21 protein-coding genes are annotated in these 15,045 nt (G+C 64.1%); 12 read left to right on the forward strand and 9 right to left on the reverse strand.

The window, feature by feature from the left end; translation table 11 throughout:
- Positions 1-4 precede the first annotated feature (4 nt).
- The 9 genes from IP89_RS10905 to IP89_RS10945 form a co-directional block, all read right to left on the reverse strand.
- Complete coding sequence (locus tag IP89_RS10905) at positions 5-580, reverse strand: phosphohydrolase (RefSeq protein ID WP_043309536.1); 576 nt, start codon at positions 578-580, stop codon at positions 5-7.
- Complete coding sequence (locus IP89_RS22765; protein WP_052081036.1) at positions 577-1,707, reverse strand: 3'-5' exonuclease; 1,131 nt, start codon at positions 1,705-1,707, stop codon at positions 577-579. Before IP89_RS22765 ends, IP89_RS10905 begins: the two co-directional genes overlap by 4 nt.
- A 173-nt stretch (positions 1,708-1,880) precedes the next feature.
- Positions 1,881-2,120 (reverse strand): pyocin activator PrtN family protein, encoded by a 240-nt coding sequence (locus IP89_RS10915; RefSeq protein ID WP_256203134.1) that lies wholly within the window; start codon positions 2,118-2,120, stop codon positions 1,881-1,883.
- Positions 2,117-2,482, reverse strand: a complete 366-nt coding sequence (locus IP89_RS10920) for a hypothetical protein (RefSeq protein ID WP_043309537.1) — start codon at positions 2,480-2,482, stop codon at positions 2,117-2,119. The genes IP89_RS10915 and IP89_RS10920 overlap by 4 nt, the downstream gene beginning before the upstream one ends.
- Entirely contained in the window at positions 2,479-2,763 is a 285-nt protein-coding gene (locus tag IP89_RS10925) for a phage antirepressor KilAC domain-containing protein (RefSeq protein WP_043309538.1), read from the reverse strand. Before IP89_RS10925 ends, IP89_RS10920 begins: the two co-directional genes overlap by 4 nt.
- A gap of 11 nt (positions 2,764-2,774) precedes the next feature.
- A complete protein-coding gene (locus IP89_RS10930; protein WP_043309539.1) occupies positions 2,775-3,344 on the reverse strand; it encodes a deoxynucleotide monophosphate kinase in 570 nt (189 codons plus the stop codon).
- Positions 3,341-3,679: a hypothetical protein gene (locus IP89_RS10935; protein ID WP_043309540.1), complete on the reverse strand. Its 339-nt coding sequence runs from the start codon at positions 3,677-3,679 to the stop codon at positions 3,341-3,343. Before IP89_RS10935 ends, IP89_RS10930 begins: the two co-directional genes overlap by 4 nt.
- Positions 3,676-3,936 (reverse strand): hypothetical protein, encoded by a 261-nt coding sequence (locus IP89_RS10940; RefSeq protein ID WP_043309541.1) that lies wholly within the window; start codon positions 3,934-3,936, stop codon positions 3,676-3,678. Before IP89_RS10940 ends, IP89_RS10935 begins: the two co-directional genes overlap by 4 nt.
- Positions 3,937-4,019: 83 nt before the next feature.
- Positions 4,020-4,682, reverse strand: coding sequence for a LexA family transcriptional regulator (locus tag IP89_RS10945; RefSeq protein WP_052081037.1), 663 nt, complete (start codon positions 4,680-4,682; stop codon positions 4,020-4,022).
- 108 nt (positions 4,683-4,790) lie between these two features.
- On the opposite strand from IP89_RS10945, the gene IP89_RS10950 reads away from it, so the two are divergent.
- The 12 genes from IP89_RS10950 (at position 4,791) to IP89_RS11005 (ending at position 15,036) form a co-directional block, all read left to right on the forward strand.
- The gene (locus IP89_RS10950; RefSeq protein ID WP_043309626.1) at positions 4,791-4,985 is read left to right on the forward strand and encodes a hypothetical protein; all 195 of its coding nucleotides are present in this window, start codon (positions 4,791-4,793) and stop codon (positions 4,983-4,985) included.
- A gap of 197 nt (positions 4,986-5,182) precedes the next feature.
- Entirely contained in the window at positions 5,183-5,671 is a 489-nt protein-coding gene (locus tag IP89_RS10955; RefSeq protein WP_043309542.1) for a phage regulatory CII family protein, read from the forward strand.
- Positions 5,664-5,867, forward strand: a complete 204-nt coding sequence (locus IP89_RS10960; protein ID WP_043309543.1) for a TraR/DksA C4-type zinc finger protein — start codon at positions 5,664-5,666, stop codon at positions 5,865-5,867. Before IP89_RS10955 ends, IP89_RS10960 begins: the two co-directional genes overlap by 8 nt.
- Positions 5,864-6,514 (forward strand): hypothetical protein, encoded by a 651-nt coding sequence (locus tag IP89_RS10965; RefSeq protein ID WP_043309544.1) that lies wholly within the window; start codon positions 5,864-5,866, stop codon positions 6,512-6,514. The genes IP89_RS10960 and IP89_RS10965 overlap by 4 nt, the downstream gene beginning before the upstream one ends.
- Entirely contained in the window at positions 6,511-6,966 is a 456-nt protein-coding gene (locus IP89_RS10970) for a hypothetical protein (RefSeq protein WP_043309545.1), read from the forward strand. Before IP89_RS10965 ends, IP89_RS10970 begins: the two co-directional genes overlap by 4 nt.
- Positions 6,963-9,686, forward strand: coding sequence for a bifunctional DNA primase/polymerase (locus IP89_RS10975; protein ID WP_043309546.1), 2,724 nt, complete (start codon positions 6,963-6,965; stop codon positions 9,684-9,686). The genes IP89_RS10970 and IP89_RS10975 overlap by 4 nt, the downstream gene beginning before the upstream one ends.
- A gap of 342 nt (positions 9,687-10,028) precedes the next feature.
- Positions 10,029-10,667, forward strand: coding sequence for a hypothetical protein (locus IP89_RS22770; protein WP_052081038.1), 639 nt, complete (start codon positions 10,029-10,031; stop codon positions 10,665-10,667).
- 190 nt (positions 10,668-10,857) lie between these two features.
- Positions 10,858-11,226, forward strand: coding sequence for a putative holin (locus IP89_RS10985; RefSeq protein ID WP_043309547.1), 369 nt, complete (start codon positions 10,858-10,860; stop codon positions 11,224-11,226).
- Positions 11,226-11,555 carry a phage holin family protein gene (locus IP89_RS10990; RefSeq protein ID WP_043309548.1) on the forward strand — a complete coding sequence of 110 codons (330 nt, stop codon included), beginning with the start codon at positions 11,226-11,228 and terminating at the stop codon, positions 11,553-11,555. The genes IP89_RS10985 and IP89_RS10990 overlap by 1 nt, the downstream gene beginning before the upstream one ends.
- On the forward strand, positions 11,552-12,304 hold the full coding sequence (locus IP89_RS10995) for a hypothetical protein (protein ID WP_043309549.1): 753 nt from the start codon (positions 11,552-11,554) through the stop codon (positions 12,302-12,304). Before IP89_RS10990 ends, IP89_RS10995 begins: the two co-directional genes overlap by 4 nt.
- A 152-nt stretch (positions 12,305-12,456) precedes the next feature.
- Positions 12,457-13,035, forward strand: a complete 579-nt coding sequence (locus IP89_RS11000; RefSeq protein ID WP_043309550.1) for a hypothetical protein — start codon at positions 12,457-12,459, stop codon at positions 13,033-13,035.
- 3 nt (positions 13,036-13,038) lie between these two features.
- A complete protein-coding gene (locus IP89_RS11005) occupies positions 13,039-15,036 on the forward strand; it encodes a phage terminase large subunit family protein (protein ID WP_043309551.1) in 1,998 nt (665 codons plus the stop codon).
- The last annotated feature ends 9 nt before the right edge of the window (positions 15,037-15,045 follow it).

A 15,045-nucleotide genomic window follows, 5' to 3' on the forward strand; every position in this document is an offset into this window, starting at 1 on the left:
TTGCTCATGCGATCGCCCTCCGTCGGTGAGTTGTGGTGAGCAGATCTAGCAATCGTCGGTGGTAGTTGATCGCCGCGGCGCTTGGTTCCCAAGGGTCGATTTGGTCAGCGTGAGCCTGGATGCCGTCCAGGCAGGGCCAGGGTTCAGGGTGCTCGGGCATCAGGTCGCGTTTCTCGGTTGCCAATGCCACCAAGTCGGCGTGCTTCACGCAATCCGGCAGGTGTGGGTCGAGGTCGAAGCGGAAGCAGATGGCGATCCAGACGCGGCGCTCTACGGCGTCATACAGCGACTCCAGGCTCTGCGCCTCGTAGAACTCGCGCATGCCCTGCTTGAGCGGGCGCACCAGGTCGCCCACGTAGGCCTCGGTGGCGTCGTGAAGTAGGGCGGCCAGTTGGTGCTCGGCCGGCACCAGGTTCGAAACCAGGCAGCAGTGCTGGGCAACGCTGTAGAAGCGGTTGGTGTGCCCGTTGAAGCGGCACTGCATGCTCAGGCTGTGGGCGATATCGGCGGGGTCCACCATGTCGGGCGTGGGGGCGGCCAAGTCGAACTTGCGGCCGCTGCGAGTGAGTATCCAGCTCATGCAGACGCCCTCACTTGTTCGACCGGGGCGAGCAGGGTGGCGTTAGGGGCGTCCAGGCTTTGCAATGCCTTGAGCGCCGCGAGCAGCTGCTTGGCCTCGTGGCGGGCGTCGTGCAGGGCGTGGTGGCGGATGCCTTCGAACTCGATCTTCTTGGCGCTCGGGAAGATGGCCAGCATGGTGCGCAGGTCGCGATCGTTCCAGAAGTCCCACGGGGTGCCGCGTCCGCCGGCGCGGTAGGCGTTGGTCAGGATGACGTTATCGAAGCTGCTGCCGTTGCCCCAGAGCAGGCGCTGCGAGCGGTTTGCGCACATCGACTCCATGAAGGCGTCCAGCATGTCGACTGCATCGCCAAGGTGTTTGCGCGGGAGGGTGCCGTCGACTTCCGCACGTGCTTCTGCGCTCTGCTCGGCCCACCAGGCTGCGGTTGCCTCGTCGCGGCGGGCGTCTGGGTGCGGCGTTGTCCGAATGTAGATCTCGTGCATGAGAACTGGGCTGTCGGCGTTCTGCGGGATGTGCAGGTACACCACGCCGATTGAGGTGATGGCGGCATCTGGCGCGGTGGACTCGGTCTCTAGATCAACCACGAAGTGGTGGCCGTGGATGAGCCAGTCGCCGGCCACGCGCGGCAGCAGCGGCAGGGAGAATGCTGGGGATTCTGCAATCAGTGCCGGCGCTTGAAGCAGCTCACCTGCGCGTTCTGCCAGCTTCTCGATGTGGGAAGCGGAGGTCGCGGCGAAGCGAGCCTGATCGACGAGTTTCAGGTTCTTGTAGGTCTGCGCTGCCAGGGTTAGTTGCTTGGCGCCCACACGCAGAGAGTGCACATCCACCTCGGTCAGTGGGCGGCCGGTGCGGGCGAAGATGGCAATGCGCCGATCCGCATCGAGGGTGACCGCTTCGAGCTGGTGGTTGTGCTCTGCGCGGTTGATGGCTAGCTGGTTCTGCAGGCGCAGCACTTCAGCGGCATGGAACTCGGCGAGGTCGGCGTTGCTGCGTTCGGCGTCGCCATGGCCCTGGTCATAGCCGGTGGCCAGGGCCTTTTCGGCAGAGCGGTAAGCGAAGGTGGCCAGGCCGATGAGGGCCAGTACCAGGAAGGCGCAGATCAGGGCGTAGATGGTGGTGGTTTGCATGTGCTGTGTCCTCGTAGAGCCCGCCGCCGGATGTAGCTGTGAGAGTCGTGCGGCGGGGTGTTGCCGGGTGAGAGTCCGGTGAAGCGCCCCGGCGGGGCGCTTCTGCATGAGTGAGGTGAGTCGGTTCCGTTACATGGCTGCCATTCCTCCGTGTGGTGTGTGCGTCCGGGCTGCTACGCGGCGGTCTTTGCCCGGCTGTCGAGATAGGTGGCGAGGTCTTCGAGGCGCACCCGCATCGGCGCGGCGCGGGAGTCATGCGCGCGGAAGGTGGGCAGCTGGACCCGGCCGTTGTTGATGAGCGCCCGCAGGCTCTTGTCCGTCTTGAGGTGGGAGAAGTAGGCCGTCCGCACTTCGGTCAGGCTCAGGCTGGTGGCCTTGTGCTTGGCGAGCAGCATTGCGTAGGTGTTGCTCACGCCGCCGCCTCCCCGCGCCCCGCTGGAAGCCGGAGCCGCACAAGCTCGACGAGACTGTCGACAGTCTTGCCAATGCCATGGGCAGCGATGTTCCCGGCCTCGTCGGTGACCACGGCGCCGAAGGGGCGCACGGGGTCCGTGGTGAGCGTGACGAAGGGCAGCCAGCCAGCTGGGGTGACTGCGCCCAGCGCGGTGTACAGCGCGCCCAGCTGCACGGCCAGGGCCGGGATGGTCTCCAGCCGCGTGATGCATTCCTCCGCTGCGGCACGCACGGTGGCGGCCGGCACGGCGGTGGGGTTGTTGAAGTGCATGTCGGTCAGCTTCAGCACGCCGATGGCGTCGATGATGGGGTTGCTCTTCATGCGGCGGTGTCCTTCTGCGGTACTTCCGTGATCTCGATGCCCATCTGCTTTGCCAGCCAATCCATGCCCTGCGCGGTGACCTTCAGCACGGCGTAGTGCTTGCGGAAGCCCAGCTGCTTGGGCTGGGTGGCGCGGGCGTCCATGTACAGGTTGCCGGCGCCGATGTGCTTGGCAGCGAGGGTGCCGTCCTTGTTTAGGTGGCCCTTCTCGCGCAGCCAGGCGCGCAGCGTGTTCTCGTTGAGGCCCAGCGCCTTGGCGGCTTCCTTCACGGTGCGGTTCATGGCGGCTGCCCTCAGGCTGCTTGGCGGCGCTGGCGGTGGAGCGCGCTGATGAAGCGGTCCAGCTCGTCGTACAGGTCGTTCAGCGTGCCGTCGTTGACCAGGGCGAAGTCGGAGGCGCAGCGACGCACACCGCTCTCGCTGGAGTGATGCGCTACCTCGTCGGCATCTGGCCTGGTGATGTGCAGGATCACGCCGCCCTTGCTACGCACCCACTCGGCCTCGTTGTCGAAGCGCACGTCGCGGATGACCACGCCTTTCATGGCCTGGTCATGCTCGGCGAGTAGCTGCAGGTTCAGCTCGGCCAGCAGCAGCCATAGCTGCGGGTGGACCTGGTTGCGGCCCCATTCGGTACCAAGCCGTTGCATCAGCTCGCGTGGTGACTTGCCCAGCCAGGGCAGGGGCTGCTCCTTCTCGGCGCCATCCAGCTGGGAGGCGGTGAGGTGGAACATGCTGGCCAGCGCTTGCTTGAGCGGGTCGGCAAAGGCGTAGCTGATGAGGGTGAGGTGGGCCGCCAGGTAGCGGGCGACGGTGTCCTTGCCCACGCGGGCGCGGCCGGCTAGGCCGATCAGGAGCTGGCTCATGCGGCCTCCTGCAGGTCGGTGGTGTCTGGCAGCAGGTAAGCATTCAAGGCGGCGCGCAGGAACTCCAACTGGCCCTGTGCTTGGGTCAGGGATGCGGCGAAGTCCTCGTCTGTGTCCAGCGCACAGCGATAGGGATTCCAGCGCACATAAGCGCTAGCTATCGCCACGGGAGTTGGAAGTTCTCGCCGCCAGATGCTGCCGTGCGGGTACACGCCAACATCGATGTCGTAGCAGTGGTTAGAGAGGCGGACGTGGATCTGATAGCGGTCTTCGGTTACCAGTCGCGCAGCAAGCTGCATGAGCTGGATCAGCAGCAGTTGGATGGCAGGGGTCATGCTGCGTCACCTCCGAACGGACCGGGGGTGACTTCATCAACGGCGAAGTAGCGGCGGTTATCGTTGCCGGCGGCGAGGTAGTCGGCTGAGCCGGTGATGAAGTGGAAGGTCGCCTCAGGCTTGTGAAGCTGAGCCTTGCCGCCCGTGATCACGACCAGTTGGCCGGTGGCCTGCTGGACGGCGCGGACAGCGTCAGGGCTGTGGGTGATGGCCGGGTGCAGAAGCACCGGGCAGCGTGCGTGCTGTGTCGTTTGCATGTCGCGTACTCCAAGGTGAGAGTGTGGGTACGCGATCAAAAATACGACTATGAATTCACATCAGTCAATACGTATATGAATTTTTATATGGATTTTCGTCTTCGATTCATCCATGAGCCGGTCACGACGCCACAAATCTCAGTACCTTCGGGTACCGTGATGATGCGGTTGGGAAAGTCCGGGTTCAGAGCCAGCAGGTAGGTGCCATCCTCGGTGATTTGAAGCCTTTTGAACGTTGCTTGCCCATCTGGGGTGCGCGCGACGATGTCGTCATCGTGGGTCGCATCGACTTTGGGCTCGACGAGGATAAGTTCTCCTGGTCGATAGTCAGGGAACATGCTGTTGCCACGCACCTCTAGGCAGAAAGCGCCGGTGCTATGGGGGAAGGGACAGTCCAGCCAGTCCTCGGCGTAGCCTGGTTCAAACAAGTCAATCGCCTCACTTAGGGCGCCTGCTTGCACCCAAGAAATCCGAGGTACACGCCCTTTAATGTCAGGGCCTGCAATTACGTTTTCGTCAAAATCAGCCTGCAGCTTTCCTGCAAGCAAAGCTGCGGCGTCCAGTCCCAGTGCACGGGCAAGCTTGTTCACGTTGTCGATGCGGGGATTGCTCGACTCGCCGCCGAGGATCCTGTGGGCAGTTGGTTGAGCTACGCCTGCTCGGCGTGCGAGCTCGGTTTCATTCAGGCCCAGTTCCTTGAGCTTTTCCGTGAGTAGACGGCCAATAAGCTGTCCAGAGATTGCCATTCGGCAGGGCTCCATATTCTTAAATGAATAATCCGGAAGTGTATTGCGTGGCTGAATACGGCTGGGTATGATCGTGTGAATTCATTTGTGAATTTTTCGGTGTTCGCGATGACCATTCAACAGATGCTCGAGGCCCTGCTGGGGGCTGGACTCAGCCAGCAAGAAATTGCCGTGTTGGCGGGTGTCAGCCAGCCAACAATCTGCCGGGCGCATCGTGGTGCCGACGTGCTCTACAAGAGCGGGAAGCAGATTGAACGGCTGTATCTGGATCGCTTCGGCGAGCTCGGGAAAGCAGCCGCCTAGAAGAATCATCCCTCCTGTACCTCGTACAGGAGGTTGGTTGCCGGCGCGGGACTCTCACATCCCGCGCCGGCGGGGTGCCGGGCAAGGACTCTCACCTCCTTGTTCCGGCTATGACGACACAGCACTGCATCGGTCATGGTCATAGAGTAGGGCGAGCCCTGCACTGTGGCTAGACCGTAAAGGAGCCATTTACGGTTATGAGCCGCATTGACCTACTGCCGGGCGCTGGCCCGGTCCTTCCCCTGCGTCAGGCGCTGTATCGCGCCGGGCGTGACTACAAGGGCGGTATCACCGGCCTTGCCCTCACCATGCAAGTCGACCCCGAGGCGCTGCAGAAGAAGCTCAAGTGGGACTTTGATGGCCGCTGGCTGTCGCCCGATGAGATGGAAGACGTGATCCGCGAGACTGCAGATCCGCGTGTTCTGACCGCGCTGACTCGGCCGGCTGGCGTTGTCTGGTACAAGCCAACTCCGGTGCCGGCCACCCGCGATGCCCTCAAGGCCGTGGGCGAGCTGCTGCGCAAGGAGGGCGAGTTCGTTGGCAGCCTGCACGACGGGGCCGCCGACAATGTGTGGCAGGCGCACGAGGTGGCTGCGCTCGAGCACCACGGCAATGAAGTGATCCGCGCGGTGCTCGGCATCATGGCCGGCGCCCGCGCTGCGATGGAGGCCCGCCAAGATGGATGAGGCCCACTTCGAAATGGCGCAACGCCTGCAGGAGGCGCAGCTCCAGAACGCACTCGACAGCCGCGTGCAGTACCAGGGCGAGAGCGCCGAGGACTGCGAGAGCTGCGGCATTGATATTCCCCAGGAACGCCGCTTGGCCGTGCCCGGCTGCCAGTGCTGTTTCGACTGCCAGACGTTGCGGGAGGGGCGGCGATGAGCGAGCACAACTGCAAGCAGGTAGCTGCCGTGAAAGTGGCCGTGCCGTTCGAGCCTACCGAGGCCCAGTGGGGTGGTTTGGCGCGCGACATCGTTTGGTGGATGCGTTCCTACCCGAGCAACAAGCACACCCCTGCCACGCTCGTTGAGCACCTCGGCAACCTGGGGCGCGAGATTCCGGCCTGGATGGGGAGCGAGGTCGAGCTGAAACGCCAAGACCACGTCATCAGCAAGGGAACCATCGCAGTGCTGATCTACAAGGCCATGCTCGCCGCTGGCCCTGATCCAGTGACGCCGGCAGAAGTGATAGAGGCCGTGGACTGGGTTGATGACTTCATCGCCCGTTGCAATGGCGATGATCGCGGGGCTTGTCAGTCGGTCAACGTGCTGCGGCAGGCGCTATCCGCCAGCCAGCCTGAGCCGGACCCTGTTGTCGCGGAACTGGTTGAGGCGCTGGGAAGCATGACCTGCGCATACCGGATGGCAATTCAGGCGGGGCATGCGCGAATCACGGCTCTCGGAGGTGAATGCGACAGCGTCGAGCAGATGCTCGCCGACTTCCCCGACTACACGAAAGCGGTCGAGCTGTACAAATCGAAGCGCTCCGAGCGTGCCACTGCCAACAAGCAGGGCGGGGGTGCGGCATGAGCATCGTCGAGATCCACGGCGGCGGTGATCGCCGCAGCATGATCAAGTGCTATGAGCGAAAGTCCAAGCACGACGCCATCCGCGAGCTGGTTGATCTGGTGCACTGCTGCTGGTCGCGCATCGATGTGCTGGAGGCCCAGGTGCCTGGCGCTGCCGACTTGGCGGACTGCACCGGGCGCAGCCCGAAGGATTACGCCATCGAGCATGCCGAATACATGGCCAAGTGCGTGGAGCGGCTGTCGGTATGCTTTGACGAGTACGGCATGGCCATCGCCACGGCTGAGCTGGGTGATGACAATGACGAGGGGCTGCAGGAGGCGGTCGACGAAACGCGCGGGTCGCTGCAGGAGGCCCTGGTCGATCTGCGGGGCTATGTCTACGAGTTCCGCAAGCGCAGCGCCCGTGCTGTAGCTGCCGCCCAGCAGGGCAAGGAGCAGGGGGCTGGTGAATGACCAAGCCAGCAGCTCCGAAGAACATGGCCGCCTGGGCGCGGCGTTACAGTGAGAAGCTCGGTTTGGCCCTGGTGTCTATCGACCCGGGCGAGAAGGCCCCCAAGGGCAACGGCTGGAATAAGCCGGGCGGGTACTTCACCGATGCTGCCGAGGCCGAGGCCTGGTGGACGAAACACCCGAAGCACAACATGGGCGTGGTGCTGGGCCCTAGCGGTGTGTGCTCGCTGGACGTTGACCATGTTGAGTACTGCCGCCAGGTGTTCAGCGACGTGCTGGGCATCGATCTGGACGCGCTGGCTGTTGCCTACCCGACCCTGGTGGGCAACCCGGCGCGCTTCCGCATTCTGTTCAAGATGCCGGAGGGCCTGGAGCTCAACCGCCACTCGCTGAGCTGGCCCAACCCGCTGGACCCGGACGGGGCCAAGCACAAGCTGGCCACCGCGGCGTTGAAGACGGCGCGGGAAACGGGGAACAAGGAGCAGATCGCCGCTATGCAGGCGCGGCAGAAGGAGTTCGCGCCGGTGACGGTGTTCGAGCTGCGTGCCGGTGCCGTGCAGGACGTGTTGCCGCCCTCGATCCACCCGGAAACTGGCGAGCCGTACTTCTGGCGCAACCCGCCGGCCGATGGCCTGCTGGAACTGCCCAGCGACCTGGTGAAGACCTGGCAGAACTGGGAGATCTTCAAGCGCACGGCGCTGGAGGCATGCACGTGGGCGCCGGCTGCGCCGAAGCTGCCGGCCAAGGTGAAGAAGGCTTCGCCGCCACGCAAGGAGGCCGGTGACCACCCTTCGGTGATCGACAGCTTCAACCGGGCCACGGATATCGAATCGCTGCTGCAGCGCCACGGCTACATCAAGCGTGGTCGCAAGTGGCTCGCGCCGCAGAGCTCCACCGGCCTGCCAGGTGTGATTGTGGTGGATGACCAGGGCGAGCTGCGCGTGTTCTCGCACCACGGCTCCGATCCGCTGGCCAACGGGCACATGAATGATGCCTTCGATGTGTTCTGCATCCTGGAGTGCAACGGCGACACCTCGGCGGCTATCAAGGCCGCTGCGCGCTCGCTGGGCATGGAGCACAAGCGCTCCGGCCCGAGGCCGCCAGAGCCGCCACCTGTGGGCGAACTTCCCCCGGCCCCAACGGACGAGACGGAGGCCGGTTGCGAGGCCGGCTCCTCCGATAACGGGGGGGGCGGGGGCGGGTTCAGCATCAAGGCCTTGCTACGGCGCTATGCGCTGATCGAAGGCACCACGCACGTGTGGGATATCGACTCGGCCAAGAAGATCAAGAAAACGGGCTTCGTCGCGCACATCGGCAAGGAGGCGTTCAAGGAGTGGGAAGCGGTCACTGACACCAAGCGCAAGAAGCGGGTGAGCGAAGAGTGGGTGCGCGACATTGAACGCGCCCAGGCGCTGGCCGGTAAGGCTGTAGGCGACTTCACCATGCCGATGCTGACGCGCTATGTGTACATCGACGGCACCAAGGATGTGTGGGACTACGCGAAGAAGCGGCGCATTGCCGAGGGTGCCGTGAAGATGGCGCTGGGTGATGCCTACAGCCTGTGGCTGAACAGCCCCGACAGGCGCGTGGTGGACATGAACCACATCGTGTTCGACCCGACGATGACCCATGACGCGGAGGTGTACATCAACACCTTCGAGGGACTGCCGTTGAAGCCGGTGGAGAATCTGGATGCATGCGAGAACCTGCGTTGGCTGATCGCCTTCCTGTGCAACCACGATGAGAAGGCGGCCGAGTGGCTGACGCGCTGGCTGGCGTACCCGCTGCAGCACACGGGCGCGAAGATGGACACGGCGGTGCTGATGCACTCGATCATCGAGGGCTCGGGCAAGAGCCTGTTGTTCTCGGTGGTGATGGGGCTGCTCTACGGGCAGTACTCGGCCACGGTGGGGCAGACGCAGCTGGAGGGGAACTTCAACGCCTGGCAGAGCGGGAAGCTGTGGGCGGTGTTCGAAGAGGTTGTGAGCCGCGACCAGCGCTACAACCAGGTGGGCAAGATCAAGCAGCTGATCACCGGGCAGACGGTGCGCATCGAGAGCAAGTTCGTGAACGGCTGGGAAGAGGCCAGCCACATGAATGCGGTGTTCCTGTCGAACGAGATCATGCCGTGGCCGATCAGCGACAGCGACCGGCGCTTCCTGGTGATGTGGCCGGAGGAAAAGCTGCCGCCTGATCGCCAGGCCAAGATCAAGCACGAGCTGGCACACGGCGGCGTCGAGGCGCTGTACAGCTGGCTGCTGGGTGTTGACCTGGGCGACTTCGACGAGCAGACGAAACCGCCGGCTACGCCTGCGCGGGAGCGCCTAGTGGCGTTGAGTAGGGCGAGCTGGCAGACCTTCCTGCATCTGTGGCAGGTGGGCGAGCTGGGCAAGGGTCTGTGGGGGGCGTGCCTGAGCACTGACCTGTACTCGCTGTTCCTCGAGTGGTGCCACCGGAACAAAGAGCACTCCATGAGCCAGACGAAGTTCTCGCTGTTCATCAGCACGGCGTATGGCATGGAGAAGACGAGGGCGATCCCCTGGACGGCGGGCCTGAATCGGCGCTTTGCGGTGTTCTTCTTCCCCTCGGGCGAGCGGGCCTTCCTGCCACCATCCGTAGGGCCGGCCGACCTGGGCAGGCACGTCGAGGAATGGCGCGAGCGCGCCAGGGTCAGCGGCTGGGCGGTGGACTCGTGGGACCACGTGAAGGTTGGTGCGGCATGAGTGCGCCCGGAGTTGTGTTGGGTGTGGTGCGGCGGTGTGGGGTGTTTTCGGGCAACCCAACACAGGCGCAAGCCTTGTGGTGCGTGGGGTCTGGCTGGCCGTGTTGGGTGTGTTGGGTTTACGCACACGCGCAGGCGTGCGCGCATTCATTTTCAACACCTCCAGCACCTGCAACCGGTGGCGGTTTGTTTCTCCATGCGAGGACTAAAACCCCCAACAAACCCAACACACCTAACACAGATGCTTTGAAAGCATTGGTTTTGCTGGGTTTGTTGTGTGTTGGGTTTGTGTTGGGTTGGGCCTTTTTGTGTGGGGTTGAGGTTTTGGCGGGGAGGATGGGGCATGAGTGAGGAAGTTGTGAGCGTTGCAAAAGGCGCAGAGGCGCAAGCCAGCCCGGCCCGGCCGGCTTGGGATGCGGAGGTGGAGGTGCTGCTCAAGCATTGGGGCGCGCAGGTGCAGCGAGCCGGCATGGGTGGTGGCTTGCCCAGCCCGCTGGGGTTGATGCAGGAGTACGGCGGTTATGCCCCGCGTGGGGGCGTCGCCGGGGCCAAGTTGCTGCTGGCCGGCGCCGGTATGGATTACGCGGCCGGCGAGGTTGAGGCTGCGCTGGCCGCTGTTGAGCGCTGGGAAGGTGGCGAGCTGTTGGTGCGCCTGGCGGGCTGCCGATATGCCGCGGCGCCTGCACTGAGCAAGGACGGCCAGATCCGCTACCTGGCATTGGCGGTAGGTGACGCGGGGCGGAAGGCGTACACCCGCCTGGTGCACAAGCTGCATGACCGAGTGCGCGTTGCACTGGAGTCGCGGCTGGTACGGCAGGATGAGTTGCTGAAGAAGTCGAAGCGGAGCGGGGATCGCATGCGCCTGCTGGCCACGCGGCGTGACCCTGAGTCGTGGGTGAAGGAGGCTGGAAAGCGTTTCCGAAATGACCGCTCGTCGGGCGACTCGGCGTCAGTCGGCGCCACAGCTCCCCACAGGGAATAACCGTTAAAGGGGGGTTATCGGTTTGTCCTTTCGTTGGTAGAAAGTCACCACGATTCGATAGGTACGCCTACCGAGCAACAGAGCGCACAGTGCTGTGCCGACAAGTCCCAGGCCACCCCGCCTGGGCACCTGCAAACCCCGCCCCGGCGGGGTTTTCTTTTTCCGGCCCGTGGCCGCAAGGGAGGTAGTGATGGGCGAGCCGGTTTCCACCAGTGCTGGAGCCATGGCCGTTGCAGGCGCTGCCGGCCTGGGCTTGGCGGGTTTCATTGCGGGCATCAACGGCGAGGCCCTGACCGGGGCGCTGCTGGGCGCGCTGATCTATTTCACCACCACCCGAGAGTTGGGCCTGGCCCTGCGGGTGTTGTTCTTCATGGTGTCGTTCGTGATGGGCTACCTGTTTGCCCCGGCCATCGTGGAGTTTGAGGTGTGGGGCATGCACCCCTTCGCCTATCCGGCTCCGGCTGGCTTCGCCGCCTCGCTGCTGGTGGTCACGATTTCCCTCGGACTGATCAAGAAATTTGGTGATCCGGCTGCGCTGGAGCGCCAAGGGGAGCGGTGATGCTGAGCTATGTCCTGACCCAGGCGGTGTTCTGGTTGTGTGTGGTGGTGTTCATTCGCCTGTTCACCTTCCAGCGCGGTGACGCCCGCTTCCGCCGTGGTATCTCGTGCCTGGCGGTGGCGGTGATGTTCAGTGCCGGGGTGACGATCATCCACATCCTGAAGGGCGACCTGGTGTTGCCCGAGGCAGCGTGGCCGTTGGTTGTGCTGCTGGCGGTGTTCGCCGTGTCCGTGTGGCGCACTGGCGGCAACCTGGCCGGCGTGCTGCGGCCTGAGTCGGTGACGTACACCGGCCCGGATCGCAGGCAGGCGCAGCAGCACATCCCATGAGAGGGACGATCAACGCGCTCAACCAAGAGGATGCAGTTGCAGAACTGCAGGCGCTGGGCAGCGACGTGGCCGGGGAAGTGCTGGCCGATGCGATGAACCACACGGGCAACCAGGCCCGGAAGCTGCTCAGGGCTGGCATGGATGAGTCCTTCGACCGGCCATCGTCTTGGGTGAAGAACTCGATCTACATGCAGAACGCCACCCCGGCTGAACCGGAAGTCGCGCTGTGGATCAAGGACGGCAAGCTGGGTGGGAAGGGGCGAGGCTTCGATGAGTGGTTCAACCCTCAAGTGGAGGGTGGCCAGCGCCTGAACAAGGGCTCGGAGAAGATGCTGCGCGAGATCGGTGTGCTGCCGGCTGGTCGGTTCATCGTGCCGGCCGCGGGCGCAAGGCTCGACGGCAATGGAGGTATCAGCCGTGGACACATGACGCAGATCCTCTCCGGTCTCAAGGCATTCGGGCGAGCTGGGTCGGATCACAACGCAACAGGCAGTCGGCGCTCAAGCCGCAAGGGCCATGCGGCTGCGTTCTTCGTGATGAAGCGCGGTGCCACGCCGATCGGTATCGCCGAGCGCCGCGGGCAACAGGTGCAGATGGTGTTGGCGTTCGTGCGTCAGCCGCAGTACCGCGAGCGCTTCCGCTTCTACGACATCGTTCGGCGAGTGGCCGAGGATGATGCGCTGATCGAAACCAACATCGACCTCGCGGTGGTCAAGGCGCTGAGCAAGCGGCGTGGGCGTCGGCGCTAGTGACGCCGGGCTGGCCGGGGGCCCCTGGGGAGTCGGGGGCGGCAAGGGTAATTCGAGCCCCGTTTTCGCACTAGTGGCTGGGCGTGGAAGTTAGTTAACAGGGGTTAATCGGGTTAACCCTCGTGGTTAATGGCGGTTAACAGGTATCCCCAATGACACTCATGTCGAAGGCTGAGTACGCGGACCACCGCGGCTGCTCTCGCCCTTACGTCTCCAAGCTGGTGGGGGAAGGCCGTCTGGTGCTGACCCCTGAGGGCAAGGTCGATGTTGAGGCAAGCGATGCGCTGCTTGCGGCCAGTGCTGACCCCAGCAAGGCCGGTGTCGTTGAGCGGCATCACCAAGACCGGGTCGACAAGGGTGTGTATGCCCACATCGACCCAGCGGCGCCGCCGAGCCAGCCGCTGGTACCAGCAGGCGCAGGTGTGGCCACCCCCGATTACCAGAAGGCCCGGGCGCGCCGAGAGCATGCCCTGGCACTGCTGGCAGAGGATGAGCACCGCAAGAGTCGCGGGGAGCTTGTCTCGCAAGCCCTGGTGGACGCGGCTGCATTCACCGCGGCTCGGACACTGCGTGATCTGCTGATGGGCATTCCACCGAAGATCGCAGGTGAGCTGGTCACCCTCACAGACCCGTGGGAAATCGAACGCCGGATTACTCAGGCGATTCGACGAGCCCTAGAGGATGCTGACCGCCAACTCCAAGCAGAGTATGGCGGCAAGGAGCAGAGCTGAACCATGGAACAACCGTATGCCGACGGTACCGCCGCGTACCTGGCGGCATACCGTAGAGGGCTGATGCCCGACCCAGAGCTGTGGATCGACGAGTGGGCGGACCAGTTCCAGATGATCCCGCCGGACACCGGCGCGGCTGAGCCTGGGAAGTACCACACCGACCGTACGCCATACGCCCGTGAGGTACAGCGTTGCCTGTCGCCGGTGTACCCCTCGAAGCGTGTGGTCACCATGATCGCGTCGCAGTTGATGAAGACTCAGGTCGCGCTCAACTGGATCGGCGGCTGTATCCACATGGCCCCGGCCAACATCCTCGTGCTGCTGCCGACGGAGAAGCTGAGCAAGCGCGTGTCGGGCCGGATCGACAAAACGATCAAGGCTGTACCCGTGCTCAGCAGCCGCGTGGCCAAGTCGAGGTCTCGCGATGCGCGCAACACGCTCGACACCAAGGAGTTCGAGGGCGGCGCCCTGTACTGCGCCACCGCAGCGTCATCGTCCAACCTGGCGGAGCTGTCGGCCCGCTATGTGTATGGCGACGAGATCGACCGCTGGGAGCTGGACGTCGACAACGATGGCGACCCGGTCAAGCAGGCTGAAGCGCGAGGCTCCACGTTCGGCCGGCGCGCGAAGTTCTACTACTCCAGCTCGCCGACGCTGAAAGGTGTTTCGCGCATCAGCGACCTGTTTGAGCAGGGGGATCAGCGCCACTTTTACGTGCCCTGCCCACACTGCGGTACCTACCAGGTGCTGGATTGGGAAGGGCTCAAGTACCTCGATGACTATCGCCAGGTGCTCTACCAGTGCTGCATGCCTGGGTGCGCGCTGATCGAGGAACACCACAAGTCCGCGATGCTTGAAGCTGGGGAGTGGCGAGCCCATGCAGTGGGCGACGGTGAGACCGTCAGCTTCACCCTCAGCGCCATGTACGCGCCGCCGGGCTGGCTCAGCTGGACGGACATGGCCAAGGAGTACGACGAAGCCAAGAAGCTGCAGGACAAGGGTGACCCTGGCTCCATGCAGGTGTTCTACAACACCCGCCTGGCCAAGGTCTGGGACAGCGCCGAGGAAATGACCAAGGCGGACGAACTCCGCCAGCGTGCCGAGGCAGAAGGGCACCGGCTCGGCCAAGTGCCTGCCGGAGCGCTGATCCTGACAGCCGCAGTCGATACCCAGCACAACCGCCTGGAGCTGTTGGTAATTGGGTGGGGCGAGGGCATGGAGCGGTGGACGGTGGACTTTCAGGTTATCCCTGGCGACCCTGCTGACCTGCGGACCTGGGCGCTGCTCGACGAAGCATTGAAGGCCCGGTACCGCCACGTGAGTGGTGTCGACCTTTCGATCTGTGCCACCTGTATCGACTCCGGTGGTCACCACACGGACGAGGTGTACCAGTTCACCCGCCTTCGGCGCTGGCGCAACGTGCTGGCCGTGAAGGGCTCAAGTAAGCGTGGCCGGCCGGTGTTGGCTCAGCGACCTTCAAAGGTCGACGTGACGTCGCGAGGCAACACAGAAAAGCAGGGTGCTGAGCTGTGGATGATCGGTACCGACACAGCCAAGGACTGGATTTACAACCGCTACCCGCTTGAGGAAGGGCCTGGTGCGCTGCATTTCTCTGCTGACCTGCCGGCCGAGTTCTTCGACCAGTGCGTAGCGGAGCGCAAGGTAGTCCGGTACGTGAAGGGATATCGGCGCGTCGAGTGGGTCAAGGCCAAGTCGGAGCGCAACGAGGCCCTCGACCTGATGGTTTACAACCTGGCCGCTGCCCAGTTCCTGGGGTTGCACAAGTATCACGAGCCGCAATGGAGTGCCCTGCGCGCGTCGGTGGGCCAGGGGAGTCTATTCGCCGAGCGCACACCACCAGCAGCAAGCGCCGCTGATGAGGACGAGCCGGTAGCGCCGGCACCCAGCAAGCAACGAACCGTCCAGCCCGCCGCGCCAGCGCCGGCCAAACCCGCCGGGCGGCGCACATCCCAGAGCGGCTACCTGAGCCGCCGCCGTTAGAGAGGTTCA

The sequence above is a fragment of the Pseudomonas sp. ML96 genome (genome assembly GCF_000761545.1).
In the GTDB taxonomy this organism is placed as follows: domain Bacteria; phylum Pseudomonadota; class Gammaproteobacteria; order Pseudomonadales; family Pseudomonadaceae; genus Aquipseudomonas.